Source organism: Bradyrhizobium sp. Ghvi, from assembly GCF_900115265.1.
Taxonomy (GTDB): domain Bacteria; phylum Pseudomonadota; class Alphaproteobacteria; order Rhizobiales; family Xanthobacteraceae; genus Bradyrhizobium.
Genome location: NZ_FOVU01000007.1, coordinates 288,724 through 308,753, shown reverse-complemented (window position 1 = coordinate 308,753; position 20,030 = coordinate 288,724). Strand labels below are relative to the sequence as shown.

Annotated in this window: 18 protein-coding genes; 15 read left to right on the top strand and 3 right to left on the bottom strand. The window is 64.1% G+C overall.

Going from position 1 to position 20,030, the window contains the following annotated elements; genetic code table 11:
* Positions 1 to 7: 7 nt before the first annotated feature.
* From BM374_RS26300 to BM374_RS26265, 8 genes are all read left to right on the top strand, one after another.
* Positions 8 to 3,145 (top strand): efflux RND transporter permease subunit, encoded by a 3,138-nt coding sequence (locus BM374_RS26300; RefSeq protein ID WP_092298807.1) that lies wholly within the window; start codon positions 8 to 10, stop codon positions 3,143 to 3,145.
* 34 nt (positions 3,146 to 3,179) lie between these two features.
* Positions 3,180 to 3,779: a TetR/AcrR family transcriptional regulator gene (locus BM374_RS26295; protein ID WP_092298804.1), complete on the top strand. Its 600-nt coding sequence runs from the start codon at positions 3,180 to 3,182 to the stop codon at positions 3,777 to 3,779.
* A gap of 131 nt (positions 3,780 to 3,910) precedes the next feature.
* On the top strand, positions 3,911 to 4,534 hold the full coding sequence (locus BM374_RS26290; RefSeq protein WP_092298801.1) for a flavin reductase family protein: 624 nt from the start codon (positions 3,911 to 3,913) through the stop codon (positions 4,532 to 4,534).
* Positions 4,535 to 4,854: 320 nt separating this feature from the next.
* Positions 4,855 to 7,122: an acyl-CoA dehydrogenase gene (locus BM374_RS26285; RefSeq protein ID WP_092298798.1), complete on the top strand. Its 2,268-nt coding sequence runs from the start codon at positions 4,855 to 4,857 to the stop codon at positions 7,120 to 7,122.
* Complete coding sequence (locus BM374_RS26280) at positions 7,122 to 8,405, top strand: acetyl-CoA C-acetyltransferase (RefSeq protein ID WP_092298795.1); 1,284 nt, start codon at positions 7,122 to 7,124, stop codon at positions 8,403 to 8,405. The genes BM374_RS26285 and BM374_RS26280 overlap by 1 nt, the downstream gene beginning before the upstream one ends.
* A gap of 1 nt (position 8,406) precedes the next feature.
* Positions 8,407 to 10,503, top strand: coding sequence for a 3-hydroxyacyl-CoA dehydrogenase NAD-binding domain-containing protein (locus tag BM374_RS26275; RefSeq protein WP_092298792.1), 2,097 nt, complete (start codon positions 8,407 to 8,409; stop codon positions 10,501 to 10,503).
* A gap of 7 nt (positions 10,504 to 10,510) precedes the next feature.
* Positions 10,511 to 10,921 (top strand): acyl-CoA thioesterase, encoded by a 411-nt coding sequence (locus BM374_RS26270; protein ID WP_092298789.1) that lies wholly within the window; start codon positions 10,511 to 10,513, stop codon positions 10,919 to 10,921.
* 208 nt (positions 10,922 to 11,129) lie between these two features.
* On the top strand, positions 11,130 to 11,321 hold the full coding sequence (locus BM374_RS26265) for a hypothetical protein (RefSeq protein WP_092298786.1): 192 nt from the start codon (positions 11,130 to 11,132) through the stop codon (positions 11,319 to 11,321).
* Between the two features lie 118 nt (positions 11,322 to 11,439).
* On the opposite strand, the gene BM374_RS26260 is transcribed toward BM374_RS26265, so the two are convergent.
* The gene (locus BM374_RS26260; RefSeq protein ID WP_092298783.1) at positions 11,440 to 11,826 is read right to left on the bottom strand and encodes a nuclear transport factor 2 family protein; all 387 of its coding nucleotides are present in this window, start codon (positions 11,824 to 11,826) and stop codon (positions 11,440 to 11,442) included.
* 149 nt (positions 11,827 to 11,975) lie between these two features.
* On the opposite strand from BM374_RS26260, the gene BM374_RS26255 reads away from it, so the two are divergent.
* Together BM374_RS26255 and BM374_RS26250 are read left to right on the top strand one after the other, a co-directional pair.
* Positions 11,976 to 12,650 (top strand): HAD family hydrolase, encoded by a 675-nt coding sequence (locus BM374_RS26255; protein WP_092298780.1) that lies wholly within the window; start codon positions 11,976 to 11,978, stop codon positions 12,648 to 12,650.
* 92 nt (positions 12,651 to 12,742) lie between these two features.
* On the top strand, positions 12,743 to 13,588 hold the full coding sequence (locus tag BM374_RS26250) for a DeoR/GlpR family DNA-binding transcription regulator (RefSeq protein ID WP_092298778.1): 846 nt from the start codon (positions 12,743 to 12,745) through the stop codon (positions 13,586 to 13,588).
* 4 nt (positions 13,589 to 13,592) lie between these two features.
* Here BM374_RS26250 and BM374_RS26245 read toward each other — a convergent pair whose 3' ends face one another.
* Positions 13,593 to 14,018 carry a type II toxin-antitoxin system VapC family toxin gene (locus BM374_RS26245; RefSeq protein ID WP_092298775.1) on the bottom strand — a complete coding sequence of 142 codons (426 nt, stop codon included), beginning with the start codon at positions 14,016 to 14,018 and terminating at the stop codon, positions 13,593 to 13,595.
* The gene (locus BM374_RS26240; RefSeq protein ID WP_092298772.1) at positions 14,015 to 14,296 is read right to left on the bottom strand and encodes a type II toxin-antitoxin system Phd/YefM family antitoxin; all 282 of its coding nucleotides are present in this window, start codon (positions 14,294 to 14,296) and stop codon (positions 14,015 to 14,017) included. Before BM374_RS26240 ends, BM374_RS26245 begins: the two co-directional genes overlap by 4 nt.
* Before the next feature lie 231 nt (positions 14,297 to 14,527).
* Between BM374_RS26240 and glpD the strand changes: the two genes are divergently transcribed.
* Genes glpD through BM374_RS26215 form a run of 5 tightly spaced genes read left to right on the top strand, consistent with a single transcriptional unit; the run spans position 14,528 to position 20,029 of the window.
* Positions 14,528 to 16,078: a glycerol-3-phosphate dehydrogenase gene (gene glpD / locus BM374_RS26235; protein WP_092298768.1), complete on the top strand. Its 1,551-nt coding sequence runs from the start codon at positions 14,528 to 14,530 to the stop codon at positions 16,076 to 16,078.
* Positions 16,075 to 17,151: an ABC transporter ATP-binding protein gene (locus BM374_RS26230; protein ID WP_092298765.1), complete on the top strand. Its 1,077-nt coding sequence runs from the start codon at positions 16,075 to 16,077 to the stop codon at positions 17,149 to 17,151. The genes glpD and BM374_RS26230 overlap by 4 nt, the downstream gene beginning before the upstream one ends.
* A 12-nt stretch (positions 17,152 to 17,163) precedes the next feature.
* Complete coding sequence (locus tag BM374_RS26225; protein ID WP_092298762.1) at positions 17,164 to 18,249, top strand: ABC transporter ATP-binding protein; 1,086 nt, start codon at positions 17,164 to 17,166, stop codon at positions 18,247 to 18,249.
* Positions 18,249 to 19,223 carry a carbohydrate ABC transporter permease gene (locus BM374_RS26220; RefSeq protein WP_092298759.1) on the top strand — a complete coding sequence of 325 codons (975 nt, stop codon included), beginning with the start codon at positions 18,249 to 18,251 and terminating at the stop codon, positions 19,221 to 19,223. Before BM374_RS26225 ends, BM374_RS26220 begins: the two co-directional genes overlap by 1 nt.
* On the top strand, positions 19,223 to 20,029 hold the full coding sequence (locus tag BM374_RS26215) for a carbohydrate ABC transporter permease (RefSeq protein ID WP_092298756.1): 807 nt from the start codon (positions 19,223 to 19,225) through the stop codon (positions 20,027 to 20,029). The genes BM374_RS26220 and BM374_RS26215 overlap by 1 nt, the downstream gene beginning before the upstream one ends.
* The last annotated feature ends 1 nt before the right edge of the window (position 20,030 follow it).

The window sequence follows — 20,030 nt, the reverse complement described above, 5'->3', positions numbered from 1 at the left end:
GAGTGCGATGAAGCGCTTCAATCTTTCGGCCTGGGCCGTCAGTCATCCGACGCTGGTTCTCTTCCTGATGCTGGTGCTCGGCGTCGCCGGCTTCTTCTCCTATCAGAAGCTCGGCCGCGCCGAGGATCCGTTCTTCACGGTGAAGGTGGTCAACGTCTCCGTGATGTGGCCGGGCGCGACCGCGCAGGAGATGCAGGAGCAGGTCGCCGATCCCATCGAGAAGAAGATCCAGGAGCTGCCTTATTTCGAGAAGGTGCAGACCTACTCCAAGCCCGGCTTCACCGCGCTTCAGGTCACCTTCCGCGACTCCACGCCGCCGAAGGACGTGCCTTATCTCTTCTATCTGCTACGCAAGAAGCTGGTCGACGTGCAGGGCCAATTGCCCTCGGGCATTCTTGGGCCGGTGGTCAATGACGAGTTCTCCGACGTCGATTCCATCCTCTACATGGTGACCGGCGACGGCGCCGATTACGCCCAGCTGAAGAAGGTCGCCGAAGGATTCCGTCAGCGCCTCCTCAAGGTGCCCGGCGTGACCAAGGTCGACATGTACGGCAACCAGGATGAGCGCATCTTCGTCGAATTCAGTCATGCCAAGCTCGCCACCTTAGGCATCACGCCGCAGGCGCTGTTCGATTCGCTCGCCAAGCAGAACAACGTGACGCCGGCCGGCACGGTCGAGACCTCGTCGCAGCGCGTGCCGCTGCGCGTCACCGGTGCGCTCGACGGCGCCAAGGCCGTCGCCGAAACCCCGGTCGAGAGCAACGGCCGCGTGTTCCGTCTTGGCGACATCGCCACCGTGACCCACGGCTATGTCGATCCGCCGAGTTTCGTGGTCCGCCAGGAAGGCAAGGCCGCGATCGGCATCGGCGTCGTCACCGCCAAGGGCGCCAATATCCTCGAGCTCGGCAAGGACGTCGAGAAGGCGACGGACGACTTCATGAAAGCCGTGCCGCAGGGCATCGACTTCAAAATGATCGCCGACCAGCCCAAAGTGGTCGAGCACGCCGTCGGCGAGTTCGTGCATTCCTTCATGGAAGCGCTGGTGATCGTGCTGTTCGTCTCGTTCCTGGCGCTGGGCTGGCGCACCGGCATCGTGGTCGCGCTGTCCGTGCCCCTGGTGCTCGGCATCGTCTTCATCGTCATGAACACGATGTCGCTCGACCTGCACCGCATCACGCTCGGCGCGCTGATCATCGCGCTCGGCCTGCTCGTCGACGACGCCATCATCGCGGTCGAGATGATGGTGGTGAAGATGGAGCAGGGCTGGGACCGCATGCGCGCTGCGTCCTTTGCCTGGGAATCAACTGCGTTTCCGATGCTCACGGGGACGCTGGTTACGGCCGCTGGCTTCCTCCCCATCGGCTTTGCCAATTCGGCGGTCGGCGAATATGCAGGCAGCATCTTCTGGATCGTGGCGATCGCGCTGGTCGCCTCGTGGTTCGTGGCGGTGATCTTCACGCCCTATATCGGCGTCAAGCTGCTGCCTGAGATAAAGGTGCACCACAACCACGATCCGCACGCGGTCTACGAGACCCGCATGTACAAGGGTTTGCGCGCGATCGTGCAATGGTGCGTCAATCACCGCATCACGGTGGTGGCCGCGACCGTCGCCGTCTTCGTCGCCTCCGTCGTCGGCTTCGGCCATGTTCAGCAGCAGTTCTTCCCGCTGTCGGAGCGACCCGAGCTGTTCCTGCAGCTGCGCCTGCCCGAGGGCACCGCCTTCAACGTCACCGAAAAGGCGGTGAAGCAGGCCGAGACGCTGCTGAAGGACGACAAGGACATCGAGACCTATACCTCCTATGTCGGCCAGGGCTCGCCGCGCTTCTGGCTCGGCCTCAACCCGCAGCTTCCGAACGAGGCCTTTGCCGAGATCGTCATCGTCGCCAAGGGCGTCGAGGCGCGCGAGCGGGTCAAGGCCAAGATCGAGGGCGCGGTTGCCGACGGCATGCTGACCGAGGCGCGCGTCCGCGTCGACCGCTTCAACTTCGGTCCGCCGGTCGGCTTTCCCGTCCAGTTCCGCGTGATCGGCCCCGACGCCAACAAGGTGCGCGAGATCGCCTATCAGGTCCGCGACGTCATGCGGCAGAACAAGAACGTCAAGGACGTCCAGCTCGACTGGAACGAGCAGTCGCCCTATCTCAAGCTCGTCGTCGACCAGGATCGTGCGCGTGCGATGGGGCTCACGCCCCAGGACGTCTCGCAGGCGCTGTCGATGCTGATCTCAGGCGCGCAGGTGACGACCGTGCGTGATGGCATCGAGAAGGTCGCCGTGGTCGCCCGCGCGATCCCGTCCGAACGCCTCGACCTCGGCGGTGTCGGCGATCTCACCATCACCTCGAAGAATGGCGTGGCCGTGCCGCTGCAGCAGATCGCCAGAATCGAATATTCCCACGAGGAGCCGATCATGTGGCGGCGCAATCGCGACATGGCGATCACCGTGCGCTCCGACGTCGTCGACGGCGTGCAGGCCCCTGACGTCACCAACCAGATCACGCCGAAGCTGCAGCAGATCAAGGACTACCTCGAGCCGGCCTACCGCATCGAAGCGGGTGGTGCGTTCGAGGAGTCGGCCAAGGGCAATGCCTCGATCTTCGTCCTCTTCCCGGTGATGGTCATGGTGATGCTCACACTGCTGATGATTCAGCTGCAGAGCTTCTCGCGGCTGTTCCTGGTGTTCCTGACCGCGCCGCTCGGCATCGTCGGCGCCTCGTTCGGCCTCAACGTCGCCAATGCCCCGTTCGGCTTCGTGGCGCTGCTCGGCCTGATCGCGCTCGCGGGCATGATCATGCGCAACACGGTCATCCTGGTCGACCAGATCGAGACCGACGTGTCTCATGGCCTGACGCGCCGGGAGGCCATCGTGGAGGCGACTGTCCGTCGCGCCCGTCCGGTGGTGCTGACGGCGCTGGCCGCCATCCTCGCCATGATCCCGCTGTCGCGCTCGGCCTTCTGGGGCCCGATGGCGATCACCATCATGGGCGGCTTGTTCGTGGCGACATTCCTGACGCTGCTGTACCTGCCGGGCCTCTACGCTCTCTGGTTCCGCAAGAGCCTGGATGAGGCCGGTACCCCCGAACAGCCTGCCGCGTCGCAGCATGGGAGCGATGACGAGCACGCAATTCCGCTTGCTGAGGCGGCTGAATAAGTGAGATGAAGTGCTGGTGAGCGAGTCCTGATTGATGGCCCTGATTTCGGAACATATCGAAGGCGACACCCGGGAGCGTATCCTCGAGGTGGCCGAGCGGCTGTTCCGCCTGATCGGCTATCAGAAGACCACGGTCGGAGACATCGCCAAAGAGCTGCGGATGAGCCCCGCCAACGTCTATCGCTTCTTCGAATCTAAGAAGGCGATTCACCAGGCGGTGGCGCGGAGCCTGATGGGCGAAGTCGAGCTCGAGGCGCAGCGGATCGTGGCGAAGCCCGGTCCGGTCAAGGAGCGCTTCCGCGAATTGCTCACCACCGTCCATCGCATGAACACCGAGCGCTATGTCGGCGAAAACAAGCTGCACGAGATGGTCGAGATCGCGATGCAGGAGGACTGGGAGGTCTGCGTCAACCATATGGAGTGCATCGCCGGTGTGGTCGGCCAGATGATCGCCCAGGGTGTGGCCTCCGGCGAGTTCGAGGCCCCCGACCTTCAGCTGGCTTCACTGTGTGCCTGCACGGCCATGATGCGTTTCTTCCACCCCCAGATGATCGCCCAGTGCGCCACCAAGCCGGGTCCGACCATCGACCAGATGATCGATTTCGTCATCGCGGGTCTGTCGCCGCGCCACTGACGGCGTAGGACGTTTCCCCCTATAAGCACCTGCCGTCATTCCGGGGCGCGCGCAGCGCAACCCGGAATCTCGAGATTCCGGGTTCGGTCCTACGGACCGCCCCGGAATGACGGAAAGCGGAGAAGCAGCGCGTGACCGACAAGGACCTGTACTTCTATGAGCCCGCCAAGGGCCATGGCCTCAAGCACGATCCGTTCAATGCCATCATCGCCCCGCGGCCGATCGGCTGGATCTCCTCGCGCGACGTCAAGGGTCACGTCAACCTTGCGCCGTACAGCTTCTTCAACGCGTTCGCTTACGTGCCGCCGATCATCGGCTTCTCCTCCACCAACTGGAAGGATACGGTCGAGAACATCCAGCAGACCGGCGAATTCGTCTGGAATCTCGCCACCATGGATCTCGCCAAGCACATGAACGCGACCGCGGCGCATGTTGCGCCCGAGGTCGACGAGTTCGAGATCGCGGGGCTGACCGCCGTGCCCGGCAAGCTCGTCAACGTGCCGCGCGTGGGCGAGAGCCCGGTCGCGTTCGAATGCAAGGTCTCCGACATCATCCGCCTCAAGGGCGCCGACGGCAGGCAAGCCGATGGCTGGCTGACGCTCGGCGAGGTCGTCGCCGTCCATATCGACAAGGCCATGATCAAGGACGGCGTCTACCAGACCGCCGCCGCCCGCCCGATCACGCGCGCCGGCCGCCGCGGCGACTATTTCGAGATCAAGCCGGAAAACATGTTCGAGATGGTCCGGCCGGATTAGGCCGGTCAAGCTCTGTCCGCCGCCATTCCGGGGCGCGCCGTCGCGAGCCCGGAATCCATTCATCAACCAACGTTGCGGCACGATGGATTCTCTGGCGCGCAATTGCGCACCAAAGCTCACGCTTCGCGTGCCCCGGAATGACGGCGAAGACATGTGCCATCATTCCCCTCCCGGAACTGCCAGCACGCCCCGGTCGTTATGGTCGCCGGGGCGACCGCACAGCCGCGTCAATTCGGCATGATTTTGCCCGTGAAGTGTTCACTTCAGCCGGCCACTTTCCGCTAAGATGCCCGCGACCGCGCCGATGCAAGAGGTCTGCCATGAGCTTCCGCCGCGACACCATCACCAAGCCGATCTTCGCTCTCGCACGCGGCGTGCTGCCGGCGATGTCCGACACCGAGCGCGAGGCGCTGGAGGCCGGGGACGTCTGGTGGGATGCCGATCTCTTCACCGGCAATCCCGACTGGTCGAAGCTGCTGAAGGTGCCGCAGGCCAAGCTGACGGACGAAGAGCAGGCTTTCCTCCATGGACCCGTCGACGAGCTCTGCGCCATGCTCGACGAGTGGAAGATCTTTTGGGATTTGCGCGATCTGCCGTTGGACGTTTGGCACTTCATCAAGCGCGAAAGATTCTTCGGCATGATCATCCCGAAAGAGTTTGGCGGTCTCGGTTTCTCGCCCTATGCGCATTCGGAAGTCGTCCGAAAAATCTCGACACGCTCGATCGCCGCGGCCGTCACTGTGATGGTGCCGAACTCGCTCGGACCCGGCGAGCTTTTGGTACGCTTTGGAACGAAAGAGCAGCAGGAACGCTGGCTGCCGCGTCTCGCCGACGGCCGCGACATTCCCTGTTTCGGCCTCACCAGCCCGGAAGCGGGCTCCGATGCCGCGTCGATGGTCGACACTGGCATCATCTGCAAAGGCGATTTCGAGGGGCGTGAGGTCATAGGCCTCCGGCTCAACTGGCACAAGCGCTACATCACGCTCGGTCCTATCGCGACGCTGCTTGGCCTCGCCTTCAAGGCCTATGATCCCGATCATCTCGTCGGCGACAGGGAAGACCTCGGTATCACCGTGGCGTTGATCCCGACCAATCTCCCTGGCGTCGAGATCGGCCATCGCCATCTGCCGTCGATGCAAGTTTTCCAGAATGGCCCGAACTGGGGCCGCGACGTCTTCATCCCGCTCGACTATGTGATCGGTGGCAAGGAGAGGCTGGGGCAGGGCTGGAGGATGCTGATGACGGCGCTTGCTGCCGGCCGCGGCATCTCGCTGCCATCACTCTCCGCTGCCGGTGCCGCCTATGCCGCGCGCACCACCGGCGCCTACGCCCGCATCCGCGAGCAGTTCGGCATCTCCATCTCGAAATTCGAGGGCGTCGAGGAGCCGCTCGCCCGCATCGTCGCCACCGCCTATCAGCTCGACGCCGCTCGAAGGCTCACCTGCGCGGCGCTCAACGCCGGCATTCATCCCGCCGTGATCTCGGGTATCATGAAGCTGCACGCGACGGAGCGGATGCGCATCGCGATCGACGACGCCATGGACATCCATGGCGGCAAGGCCGTGATCGATGGTCCGCAAAACTATCTCGGCAATCTGCACCGCGCCGTGCCCGTCGGCATCACTGTCGAGGGCGCCAACATCCTCACCCGCAATCTCATCGTGTTCGGGCAGGGCGCGATCCGCGCGCATCCTTACCTGCTCGACGAGATGAACGCGCTCGCGGATACCGACCGCGAGCGCGGGCTCTCGGCCTTTGACAGGGCGTTCTGGAAACATGTCGGCCACAGCTTCCGGACGCTGTTCCGGGCCTTCGGCCGGAGCTGGACCTTTGGCGCCTTCGCCCTGACGCCCGACGCGGGCGAGGCCACGCCATTCTATCGCCAGCTCTCGCGTTACTCCGCGGCGTTCGCGCTCTGCGCTGACATGGCGCTGCTCACGCTCGGCGGCGCGCTCAAGCGCAAGGAAATGCTGTCGGCGCGCTTCGGCGACATCCTGTCCGAACTGTATTTGCTCTCGGCGGCGCTCAAGCGCTGGCAGGACGAGGGCCGGCAGAAAGAGGATTTTGCCGCGCTGGAATGGTGCATGGCGACCGGCTTCAAGACCATCGAGATCAGGCTGGCTGAAATCCTAGCCAATCTGCCCAATCGATTTGTTGCCGGCTTCCTCAAGCTCGTGGTGCAGCCCTTCGGCGCCCGCGTGCTCGGCCCGTCCGATCGCGTGGTGCACCAATGCGCAAGCCTCGTGCTCGAGCCATCGCCGGCGCGCGAGCGGCTGACGCCGGATCTCGCTTATGTCGACGACGACAGCGGCTTTGCGCGGCTTGAGCGCGCGTTCAAGCTGGTAGCAGCGACCGACGCCATCGCCAGGCGGATGCGTGCCGCGCATATCCGCAATTGGAAGGACGCCGTCACCAAGGGGGTGATCACGCAGGCCGAAGGCGAGCAGCTGGCTGCGTCTCAGGAAGCCGTTGCAAAGGTCATCGAGGTCGACGATTTTCCGCCGGAAGCGCTGTCGCCGATTTACAAGAAATCCGGCGACGTGCATCAGTTCTTCCAGGAGCTCGGTGAACAGAGGGCGGCAGGCTAATGGCACGACCGGTTTTCATCGTCGACGGCAGCCGTACGCCGTTCTTGAAGGCACGCTCGGGACCGGGGCCATTCACGCCGGTCGATCTGGCCGTGCAATGCGGACGGCCGCTGCTGGCGCGTCAACCGTTTTCGCCTGATGATTTCGATCAGGTCATTCTCGGCTGCGTCAACGTCATCGCGGACGAGATGAACCCGGCCCGCGTCGCCGCGCTCCGGCTCGGTATGGGCGAGGATATGGTCGCCTTTACCGTGCAGATCAATTGCGGCTCCGGCATGCAGTCGATCGATACCGCTTATCGGTACCTTCGCGAAGGTCATGCCGATATGATCCTGGCCGGCGGCACCGAGGCGCTGAGCCACGCGCCGCTGGTCTGGCCGAATTCCGGCGTGCGCTGGTTTGCCGGCCTTGCCACTGCCAAGGGCGTGGCCGCGAAACTCGCCGCCGCGTTCAAGCTGCGGCCGCGCGATCTCAAGCCGATCATTGGGCTCGAGCGAGGACTGACCGATCCCGTCACCGAATTGAACATGGGCCAGACCGCGGAGGTGGTCGGCCATCTCTTCGGCATCACCCGCGCGCAATCCGACGCCTACGCGGCCGAGAGCCATCGCCGTCTTGCGCACGCGCAAGCCGAGGGCTTTCTGAAAGGCGAGGTCGAGACGGCGTTCTCCCGCGACGGAAAATTCTTCGACCATGACGACGGCGTGCGGCCGGATTCGACGGCCGAGTCGCTGGCAAAACTCCGGCCGGTGTTCGAGCGTCCCTGGGGGCAGGTCACGGCCGGAAATTCCTCGCAGATCACCGACGGTGCCTCCTGGGTGATCCTCGCCTCCGACGCCGCGGTGGCCAAGCACAAGCTGACGCCGAAGGCTGCGATCGTCGACAGCAATTGGGCTGCGCTCGATCCCAGCATCATGGGACTCGGCCCCGTCATGTCAGTCACGCCGCTGCTTCAGCGCAACGATCTCACCATCAAGGACGTCGAGACCTGGGAGCTGAACGAGGCTTTTGCCACCCAGGTGCTCGGCTGCCTCGCCGCCTGGAACGACGAAAAGTTCTGCCGCGAGATTTTGGGGCTCGACGGCCCAGCCGGCGAGGTCGAGCGCGAAAAGCTCAATGTCGACGGCGGCGCGATCTCGCTCGGTCATCCCGTCGGTACGTCAGGCAATCGCATCGTGCTGCATCTCGTCAACGCGATGAAGCGGCTCGGCACGCGGCGCGGGATTGCCACCGAGTGCATCGGCGGCGGGCTCGGCGGTGCCATGCTGATCGAGGCGGTGTGACATGGATTCAAGGATCATGACCGCGCTCGGCGACCGCGTGCTCTCGCTCGGGCCCCCACCCGCAGCCGATGGTCCCTACCGGCACTTCAAGCTGACGCGCGATGCCGACGGCGTCGCGTGGCTGCTGTTCGATCGCGCCGATGCCAGCGCCAATACGCTATCCTCCGACGTGATGGAGGAATTTGATGCCGTGCTTGCGGCGATCGAGACCGAGCGGCCTGCAGGCGTCGTGATCCGCTCCGCAAAACCGTCCGGCTTCATCGCCGGCGCCGACGTCAACGAATTCCGCGGCGCGAGCGACGCCGAGATGGTGGAGACACGCATCCGCGCCGCGCATGCGGTGGTCGACCATTTGGAAGCGTTGAAGCTGCCGACGGTCGCGGTCATCCACGGCTTCTGCCTCGGCGGCGGGCTCGAAGTCGCGCTGGCCTGCCAGTCGCGCATCGCCATCGATGGCGCGCGCTTCGGCTTCCCGGAGGTGATGCTGGGCCTGCATCCCGGGCTCGGCGGCACCGCGCGCTTCACCGCGCTGGTCAATCCGACCCAGTCGATGTCCCTGATGCTGACCGGGCGCACCATCGACGCGCGACGCGCCAAAGCGCTCGGCCTCGTCGACACCGTGACGCAGGAGCGCCACGTCCGCAATGCCGTGAAGGACGTGCTGTTCGGCCGCCTGAAGCGGGCCAAGCCCGGGCTGCTCGCACGCGCGGCCAATCTCGGCCCGGTGCGCGGGCTGCTTGCCAAGCGCATGCGAAGCGAGGCGGCGAAGGCTGCGCCGCGCCGGAATTATCCGGCACCTTACGCGCTGATCGATCTCTGGGAAACGCATGGTGGCAGCAAGGCTGCGATGCTGAAGGCGGAGCAGACGTCGTTCGCCAAATTGATGGTGACCCCGACCGCGCAAAATCTGATCCGCGTGTTCTTCCTGCGCGAACAGATGAAGAAGGCCGCAGGCTCCGGCAACACGATCAGGCACGTCCATGTCATCGGCGCCGGCGCCATGGGCGGCGACATAGCGGCTTGGGTAGCCGGGCAGGGACTGCGCGTCTCGCTCGCCGATATGAAGGCCGCGCCGATCGCGGGCGCGATCAAGCGCGCCGCCGATCTCTACAGTAAGATCATTCGCAAGCCGACCGAGGTGCGCGATGCGCTCGATCGCCTCATCCCGGACATGGACGGCGAGGGCGTTCGCAATGCCGATCTCATTATCGAGGCGGTGCCGGAAAAGCTCGACCTGAAGCAGAAGGTCTATGCCAGCCTCGAGCCGCGGATGAAGCCGGCGGCGATCCTCGCCACCAACACATCGAGCATTCCGCTGCAGGATCTGCGCACGACCCTGACGCGGCCGGAGCGCCTCGTCGGCCTGCACTTCTTCAATCCGGTGTCGCGGCTGCAGCTGGTTGAGGTCGTCAGCCATGATGGCAACGATCCGCAGGTGCTGAAACAAGCGCTCGCCTTCGTCGGCGCGATCGACCGTTTGCCGCTATCGGTGAAGAGCTCGCCGGGCTTCCTCGTCAACCGCGCGCTGACGCCCTACATGCTTGAGGCGATGGTGATGCTGGACGAGAAGACCGACCAGCGTCTGATCGACGCTGCGGCCGAGCAGTTCGGCATGCCGATGGGGCCGATCGAGCTGGCCGATCAGGTCGGTCTCGACATCTGCCTCGACGTCGGCGACATGCTGCGCACCAAGTTCGGTGACCTGCTGCCGCCCACGCCGGCCTGGTTGCGCGAAAAGGTCGCAAGGGGCGAACTCGGCCGCAAGACCGGCAAGGGCTTTTACACCTGGAAGGACGGCAAGGCGCAGAAGGCGCCGCTGCCCGAGACCGGTCCTGGTGTCACCGACCAGATGATCGACCGCCTGGTGCTGCCGATGTCCAATGTCTGCGTCGCGGCTCTGCGCGAAGGCATCGTTGACGATGCCGATGCGGTGGATGGCGCCATGATCTTCGGCACCGGCTACGCGCCGTTCCGCGGCGGTCCCCTGAACCATGCGCGTGCACGCGGCGTGGAGAATGTCGTATCGACCTTGCGCGCGTTGGCCGATCGATTCGGCGAGCGTTTCGCGCCCGATCCGGGCTGGGACAATTTCAAGTGAGAGAAGCATGAGCGAAAAGTCCGACATCGAGCCGAGCGGCGATCTCTGCATCCGCACGCTCGCGATGCCCGCAGACACCAACGCCAATGGCGATATCTTTGGCGGCTGGCTGCTCAGCCAGATGGACGTCGGCGGCGGCGTGTTTGCATCAAAGGTCGCGAAGTCGCGCACTGTGACGGTTGCGATCGAGGCAATGAATTTTCGCAAAGCCGTCTATGTCGGTGATCTCGTCTCGGTTTACGCCAATCTCGTGCGGGTCGGCCGCACCTCGATGACAGTGCATTTGGAAGCCTGGGCGCTGCGGCGCGGGGAAGAGCATCCGTTCCTCGTCACCGATGGAAATTTTACCTACGTCTCGATCGACGAGCATGGTCGACCGCAAGAGGTGCGTTCGGCCGCCGCGCCGATCGCGACCTGATCGCGCGCGGCACTCTGTCCCATCTCGGCAAGATGTGCGGCGACGATGAGTCCACGCGTCGCGTCTTCGCCAACAACGGGTCATAAAACGGATGAGGTCCCGGCGTACTCAATAGCGCGTCGATTCGGGGTCGAAACCGGTTGATTTGCCCTCAGGAACCTTTGGGCAGACTGGCCGTTATTTGCCCGCACTGAGGAATCCACGGGACATGCCGGACAGCTACATCATCGAAGTGAATTCAGAGACCGCGGGCATCGTGGTCCGCGGTCAGGGAGGCTACCGCTTCTTCGCCTCATCCCAGCAATTCAATCGTCTTGAAGGCCAGCTCTTTCGCAACGCCCGCGAAGCCGAGCGCGCTGCGCGCAAGCTGGTGAACGGCGACGTGAAGGAGGCGGCGTAACAGCCGCGGTCATTCCGGGGCGTGCGAAGCGCGAGCCCGGTATCCATTTTGCTGCAGAAAACTGCCGATCAATGGATTCCGGGCCCGCGCCTGGCGCGTCCCGGAATGACACTGTCGATCACAACTTCGTCGCGGAGCGCGACAACAGCTTCCACTCGTCGCCCTGCTTCTGCCAGTTCATCAGGATGTGGAGGCTGTTTGCCACTTTCTTTCCGTCGGTCATCATCTCGGCCATCCAGTGGAAGCGCACGATCGCGGCAGGGCCGACGATCTTGATGGTCGGATCCTCGTACGCAATCGACAGGAATTTCGTCTTGCCGTCTGTGGCATTGGCGACGAAGGCTTCCTTGTCCTCGAGGAAGCCGTTGGAATGGCTGTAGCTCAGATCGTCCGCGCACAGCGCGCTGAGCGCCTTTTGATCGGCCGCGATCTGGGCGAGGCGAAAGGCCTCGACGTTTTTTGCCACCGCCTCATGGTCGGCTGCATGATCGCGATTGAGTGTCATCGTATCCTCCGTTCTTGATCTTGCGGCCACTGTTGCAGCAGCATTCGACTTTGTCGAGTGTCACGTCCCGCAATGGGCCGCATTGCGTCACCCCGCGCGAATTGATACGTCTCGCGCATCATTGCGCCGAGCGCGAGAGGGAACACGACATGATCCGGGGCCTGGGCAGGGCGTTGCTGTTCGACATCGACGGCACGCTCGCCAACACTGACCCGCTGCACCTGAAGGCGTTCAACCAGGTGCTCGGTCCGCGCGGCCATGTTTTCGACCACGCGCGCTTCTCCAGGGAGCTGCAAGGCTTTGCGAATGTGTCGATCGGGGAGCGCTTTCTGTCCGACGAGACATTGGAGCGGCGTGCCGCGATCCTCGACGAGAAGGAAGAAGTGTTTCGCAACCTGGTTGCGGGGCAGATCGAACCGCTGCCGGGCCTGATGGCGCTGCTCGACCGCGCAGACGAGGCCGGCATTCCCATGGTCGCCGTCACCAACGCGCCGCGTCTCAATGCCGAGTTGCTGCTGTCCGGCCTCGGCATCACGGATCGTTTCAAGGCGCTCGTGATCGGCGAGGAGCTGCCGCACGGCAAGCCGCATCCGCTGCCCTATCAGGAGGGGCTGCGCTTCGTTGGCGCCAGCGCGGCCGCCTCGATCGCGTTCGAGGATTCCCGCTCGGGCGTGCAGTCGGCCACCGCCGCCGGGATTGCGACCATCGGTATCCGGACCAGCCTTAGCGATGCTGACCTCGTTGGCGCAGGCGCCGTCGCCTCAGCCAGCGCCTTTGACGATCCCGAACTGCTCGCGCGGCTCGCGCGCGCGATGGCATGGTGAGGGGCACCCATCCATTAACCGTGATCGGCATCCGCATTGACCGCGCGGGCGAGAAGCCGCACCATGTATCGTTCTGATTTGAGGCCGTTGCCGTGACCGGATTGACCCATCGCCAAGCTGAAATCCTCAACATCGCCCGCGCTTCCGGCCGCGTCATGGTGGAGGAGCTGGCGCGGCGCTTCGAAGTCTCGGCGCAGACCATCCGCAAGGACCTCAATGATCTCTGTGAGCGCCGCTCGCTGACCCGCATCCATGGCGGCGCCATCATCGCCTCCGGTGTTGAAAACCTCGCCTACGAGGCCCGCCGCTTCGTCGCCGCCGACGAGAAGAAGGCGATTGGGGCTGCCGCCGCCTCGCTGATCCCGAACGGCTGCTCGCTCTTCATCAATATCGGCACCACGACGGAAGAGGTCGCGAGCGCGCTGACCTCGCATGAGGATTTGTTGGTCATCACCAACAATCTCAACGTCGCCATGCTGCTCTACCGCCACCCCCGCATCGAGGTGGTGGTGGCCGGCGGCACGGTGCGGCGCGCTGACGGTGCCGTGGTCGGCTCGACCGCGACACAGTTGATCGGTCAGTTCAAGGTCGACTACGCCATCATCGGCGCGTCCGCGATCGACGAGGAAGGCGCGCTGCTCGACTTCGACTATCGCGAGGTGCAGGTGGCGCAGGCCATCATCGCCAATGCCCGCAGCGTGATGCTGGTCGCTGATTCCACGAAGCTTCGCCGCAGCGCGCCAGTCCGGATCGCGCATATGACGCAGATCCAGACCTTCGTGACCGATCAGGAGCTGCCCGAGCGCCTCGCCACCATTTGCCACAGCAAGGGCATCGAAGTGGTGGAGGCGATGCCGAAGGGCGCCGACGTCGACGAGACCCAGGCCGAGGCGCAGGATACCGCGCCGGAAGCCGCGCCAGTGGTGCGGCTGCGATAAAAGACTAGGCGCCGTCCCACGGGTTGAGCAGCGGCACGCCGAATGGCGTAAAACCCTTCACGTTGCGTGTGACGAGTGTGAGAGTGTGCGCCAGCGCGGTTGCCGCGAAGAACCCGTCCATCACTGACAATGCAATGCCGCTGCGGCGGCTCTGTGCCATCAGATCGCCCCAGCGCTCAGCCACCGCGTGATCGATCGGCAGGATGCGCTCTGCAAACCGGGCCGGTAGATCGTGGGTGAGCCAGGCGGTCAGCGCCGTCCGCCGACGGCCGTCATCGAGCAATGCAATCCCGCGGCGAAGCTCGGCGATGGACGTGACGCTGATGAAAGCGCGATCCTCATCGACCGTGTCGAGCCAGGCCAACACTTTCGGAGAAGGTGCCGGGCGCTGAACCTCCGAGAGCACATTGGTGTCGAGAAGCAGGTTCACGGCATCTCGTCGCGTGGTTCGTCCTGTACGCGTTCAAGTTCGAGATCGGCGCCGCGCAGTGGTGAGGCCAGCAGGAATTCAGCGAGCGTGCCTTTGCGCGCAGTCTTTCGCGCCCATTCTTCGGCGGACACGATTACGGCGTTCGGCCTGCCGTGACGGGTGATGATCTGGGGGCCAGTCTGGGCGCGGTCGATCACTTCAGACAGGCGTGCCTTGGCGTTGGCAAGCGTCCATGTGTCGGTGGGTTGTGGGCCGGGAACGGAGCTGTGATCCGTCATGTTAACGAGAACCTATCTGACTATTTTGACTATATAGCCCCTGAAGTGTCTATTCAAGCGTAAGGCTGCGCTTCGCGTCGCCATCCGAGATGCCCATTTGGACGGCGAATTGCCCCACAAAAAGTTCCACTTTCGCTTCCTTTCGTCTCTCTTTCATCTTGCTTTCGTTTTCCGGTGTGATCTAATCAAAAACGAAAGTAGCCGCGCGACTGAACGGGCGGTTTTCGGGGGATGCGTCTGTTGGAGCGTATTTTCGACCTCGCCATCATTGGAGGCGGTGTTAACGGTTGCGGCATCGCGCGGGACGCGGTCGGCCGCGGCAACACTGTTTTCCTGTGCGAAATGAACGATTTGGCGAGCGGGACGTCGTCCTGGTCGACCAAGCTGGTGCATGGCGGCCTGCGCTATCTCGAATATTACGAGTTCCGGCTGGTCCGCGAGGCGCTGATCGAGCGCGAGATTCTCTGGGGCATCGCGCCCCACATCATCCGCCCCCTGCGTTTCGTTTTGCCGCATCACGCCGGCCTGCGCCCGGCTTGGCTGCTGCGCCTCGGCCTCTTTCTCTACGATCACATCGGCGGCCGTCATTTGCTACCGGCGACCCGCTCGCTCGATCTCAGGCGCGACGAGGTCGGCAAGCCGCTGATCCCGAATCGCTATGCCCGCGCGTTCGAATATTCCGACTGCTTCGTCGATGATGCCCGCCTCGTCGTGCTCAATGCGCGCGATGCCGCCGACAAGGGTGCGGAGATCCGCACCCGCACCCGCGCGACGGATATCAAGCAGTCCGACGGCGTCTGGACCGTCAGCATGGTCGACACCCTCACCGGTGCGCGCACACAGATCCAAGCCCGCGCGCTGGTCAATGCCGGCGGTCCCTGGGTCGAGGACGTGCTCGGCCGCGGCGCCGGCGTCAATGCCAAAGCAAAGGTGCGCCTGGTGCAGGGCTCGCACATCGTGGTCAAGAAGCTCTATGACCACGACCGCGCCTACATGTTCCAGAACGCCGACGGTCGCATCATCTTCGTCATTCCCTATCAGGACGACTTCACGCTGATCGGCACTACCGATCGCGACTATGACGGCGACCCTTCCAAGGTGAAGGCGACGCCGGAGGAGATCCACTATCTCTGCGCGGCCGCCAGCGAATATCTCGCCAAGCCGGTGACATCAGAGGACGTGGTCTGGACCTATTCCGGCGTACGGCCGCTTTATGACGACGGCGCCAGCGAGGCCAAGGCCGCGACCCGCGATTACGTGTTCGAGCTCGACACGCCGGGCGGGGTGCCGCTGCTGTCGATCTATGGCGGCAAGATCACCACCTATCGCCGTCTTGCCGAAGAGGCGCTGGAACGGCTCGCCCCCTATCTTCGCAGTGCGAAAGCGCGCGAGGGCTGGACCGGCAAATGGCCGCTGCCCGGCGGCGACATGGACGTATCGGCCGTCGATGGCTTGATCGCCGAGCTCCAGCGCGGCTACCCTTTCCTGAGCCATGAGCATGCGCGGCGGCTCGCACGCGCCTACGGCACCCGCGCCATCAAACTGCTTGGCGACGCCAAGTCGGCCGCCGATCTCGGCCAGGCCTTTGGCGCAACACTGACGGAACGCGAGGTTCGCTACCTGATGACCAATGAATGGGCGGTGACCGCCGAGGATATCGTCTGGCGCCGCTCCAAGCTCGGTCTGCGACTATCTGCCGACGAAATTGCGTCCCTGGACGACTGGATCAGGACCCACGCCGTATCGCAAAGTCCACTGCTCGAAGCAGGAGGACGCTCATGAGCGTGACACTCGATCACGTGACCCGGACCGTCGACGGGGTCCAGCACATCCGCGACGTTTCGCTGACGCTGGAGAGCGGCACGCTCAACGTGCTGCTCGGGCCGACGCTGTCGGGCAAGACCTCGATCATGCGGCTGCTCGCCGGTCTCGACAAGCCGAGCACGGGCAAGGTGCTCGTCAACGGCAAGGACGTCACCGGCGCCGACGTGCGCCAGCGTTCGGTTGCGATGGTCTATCAGCAATTCATCAACTATCCCTCGCTCACGGTCTACGAGAACATCGCTTCGCCCCTGCGTGTGCAGGGCAAGCCGCGCGAGGAGATCGAGACGCGGGTGGCGGAAGCCGCGAAACTGCTGCGGCTCGAGCCGTTCCTGAAGCGCACGCCGCTGCAGCTCTCGGGCGGCCAGCAGCAGCGCGCTGCGATCGCGCGCGCGCTGGTCAAGGACGCCGATCTCGTGCTGCTCGATGAGCCGCTCGCCAATCTCGACTACAAGCTGCGTGAGGAGCTGCGCGCCGAGCTGCCGCGCATCTTCGAAGCCTCCGGCGCGATCTTCGTTTATGCCACCACCGAGCCGACCGAGGCGCTGCTGCTCGGCGGCAACACGGTGTGCATGTGGGAAGGCCAGGCGCTCCAGATGGGCGAGACCACCAATGTCTACCGCCGGCCGCAGACCCTGCGCGTCGCCCAGGTATTCTCCGATCCGCCGCTCAATCTCGTCGGCATCGAGAAGAAGAACGGCTCCGTGCAATATGCCGGCGGCACGTCGTCGCCGGCCTCGGGCCTCTATTCGTCGCTCGCCGACGGCGCCTATCGCGTCGGCTTCCGCGCGCATCAGCTTGGACTTGCCAATGGCGAGGCCGATCGTCACGCCTTCCACGCCACGGTGACGGTGACCGAGATCACCGGTTCGGAGAGTTTCGTGCATTTGACCCGCGCCGGATCGAACTGGGTTGCGGTGCTACACGGCGTGCACGAGTTCGAGCCCGGCCAGACCCTGGACGCCGTGCTCGATCCCAATGATGTCTTCGTCTTCGACGCGGCTGATCGCCTCGTCGCGGCGCCCGGTTCTTGAGGGAGGTGCGCCATGGCTCGCATTGACCTCGTCGATCTCGCCCATTCCTACGGCGGCAACGATGCGCCGCAGGAGACCTTTGCGCTGAAGCCGGTCACCATGACCTGGCGGCAGGGCGGCGCCTATGCGCTGCTCGGCCCGTCCGGCTGCGGCAAGACCACGCTGCTCAACGTCATTTCCGGCATCATCACGCCGTCGAGAGGTAAAATCCTGTTCGACGGCGAGGACATCACACCGCTGTCAACCCAGAAGCGCAACATCGCCCAGGTGTTCCAGTTTCCGGTGATCTACGACACCATGACGGTGGGGCAGAACCTGGCATTCCCGCTGAAGAACCGTGGCGTGCCCAAGGCCGAGATCGACAAGCGCGTCGCCGAGATCGGCCGCCTTCTCGACCTCGAACCCTATCTGAACCGCAAGGCGACGCGGCTCACCGCCGACGCCAAGCAGAAGATTTCGCTGGGCCGCGGCCTCGTCCGCTCCGACGTTGCCGCCGTGCTGTTCGACGAACCGCTGACGGTGATCGACCCTGAATTGAAATGGCAGCTTCGTTCCAAGCTCAAGGCGCTGCATCGCGAGCTCGACCTCACGATGATCTACGTCACCCACGACCAGACCGAAGCGCTGACCTTCGCCGACACCGTCGTCGTCATGCATGACGGCCGCGTGGTGCAGAGCGGAACGCCGGCTGAGCTGTTCGACAAGCCTGCGCACACTTTCGTCGGCTATTTCATCGGCTCGCCTGGCATGAATATCCTGCCGGCTGAGGTGAAGGGGCGTGAAGCCAAGGTCGGCGACCATGTCATCGCGCTGAACCGCAGCTATGACGACCTTCCGGCAGGCGCCAAGATCGAGATCGGCGTGCGTCCGGAGTTCGTCGACGCGGTTGCGCCGGGGCCCGGCCTGCTCAGCGCCAAGATCGAGCGTATCGACGACCTCGGCCGCATCCGCTTCGCGCGCGTGCGCATGGGCGAGACCAAGATCGCGGCACGTGCGCCGGCAGCTTTCGCCGGCTCCGACGGCAATGCCGGGCTGAAATTCGATCCCGCGCACATCCACGTCTATGCCGACAGCCTTCTGGTGGAGGGAGCCGCCTGATGGACAAGACCGTCAACCAAAAAGCCTGGTTCCTGGTGCTGCCGGTGTTCCTGGTCGTCGCTTTCTCGGCGGTGCTGCCGCTGATGACGGTGGTGAACTATTCGATGCAGGACACCTTCGGCAACAACCAGTTCTTCTGGAACGGCGTCGGCTGGTTCAAGGAGCTGCTCGATCCCTCGACCGATCTCGGCGGCCGCTTCCTGGCCTCGCTCGGCCGCAATCTGTTCTTCTCGCTGGTGATTCTCGCCATCGAGGTGCCGCTCGGCATCGTCATCGCGCTGTCAATGCCGCGTCAGGGCTGGACCGTCGCCGCCTGCCTCGTCACGCTCGCGCTGCCGCTGCTCATTCCGTGGAACGTGGTCGGCACGATCTGGCAGATCTTCGGCCGGCCCGACATCGGCCTGCTCGGCTATGTCCTCAACCACATCGGGCTCGACTATAATTACGTCTCCAACGACATCGATGCCTGGGTCACCGTCATCGTGATGGACGTCTGGCACTGGACGAGCCTCGTCGCGCTGCTCTGCTATGCCGGCCTGAAGTCGATCCCGGAGGCTTATTACCAGGCCGCCCAGATCGACGGCGCCTCGCGCTGGGCCGTGTTCAAGGCGATCCAGTTGCCGAAGATGAATCGCGTGTTGCTGATTGCCGTCCTGCTGCGCTTCATGGACAGCTTCATGATCTACACCGAGCCGTTCGTCGTCACCGGCGGCGGCCCCGGCAACTCGACCACCTTCGTGTCGATCGAGCTCGTCAAGATCGCGCTCGGCCAGTTCGACCTCGGCAAGGCGGCCGCGCTCTCGCTGGTCTACAACCTGATCATCCTGATCGTTTGCTGGATCTTCTACACCGTCATGACCAATGCCGGTGTCGAACGAAAGGTCCAGGCGGAGAAGGAGCCGGCGGCGGAGCCCAAGCCGTCGGCCGCGCTCAAACCCGCGCCCGTGCTCAAGCCAAAGGAAGGAGTGGTCTGATGCACTCGATTCCAGGCCGCCGCCTCATCATGGGGCTGTTCCTGATCTTCCTGATGTTGCCGATCTACTGGCTCGTCAACATGAGCTTCAAGACCAACGGCGAGATCATCTCGACGATGACGCTGTGGCCGCATGCGCCGACGCTGCAGCACTACAGGCGCATCTTTACCGACGAGAGCTGGTATTCCGGCTACATCAATTCGCTCGAATACGTCGTCATCAACACCATCATCTCGATCTCGGTGGCGTTGCCTGCCGCCTATGCGTTCTCGCGCTACCGCTTCCTCGGCGACAAGCATCTGTTCTTCTGGCTGCTGTCGAACCGCATGGCGCCGGCCGCGGTCTACGCGCTGCCGTTCTTCAACCTCTATTCGGCGATCGGGCTGTTCGATACGCCGTGGGCGGTTGCGCTCGCGCACTGTATCTTCAATGTCCCGCTGGCGGTGTGGATCCTCGAAGGATTCGTCTCCGGCGTGCCGCGCGAGATCGACGAGACCGCCTTCCTCGACGGCTATTCGTTCCCGCGCTTCTTCATCAAGATCCTGGTGCCGCTGATCGCAAGCGGTATCGGCGTCGCCGCGTTCTTCTGCTTCATGTTTTCCTGGGTCGAGCTGCTGCTGGCGCGGACGCTGACCTCGGTCAACGCCAAGCCGATCGCTGCGGTCATGACGCGCACGGTCTCGGCAGCCGGCATGGACTGGGGACTGTTGGCAGCTGCCGGCGTGCTCACAATCATCCCGGGCGCACTCGTGATCTGGTTCGTCCGCAACTACATCGCGCGCGGCTTCGCGCTCGGCCGGGTGTAGG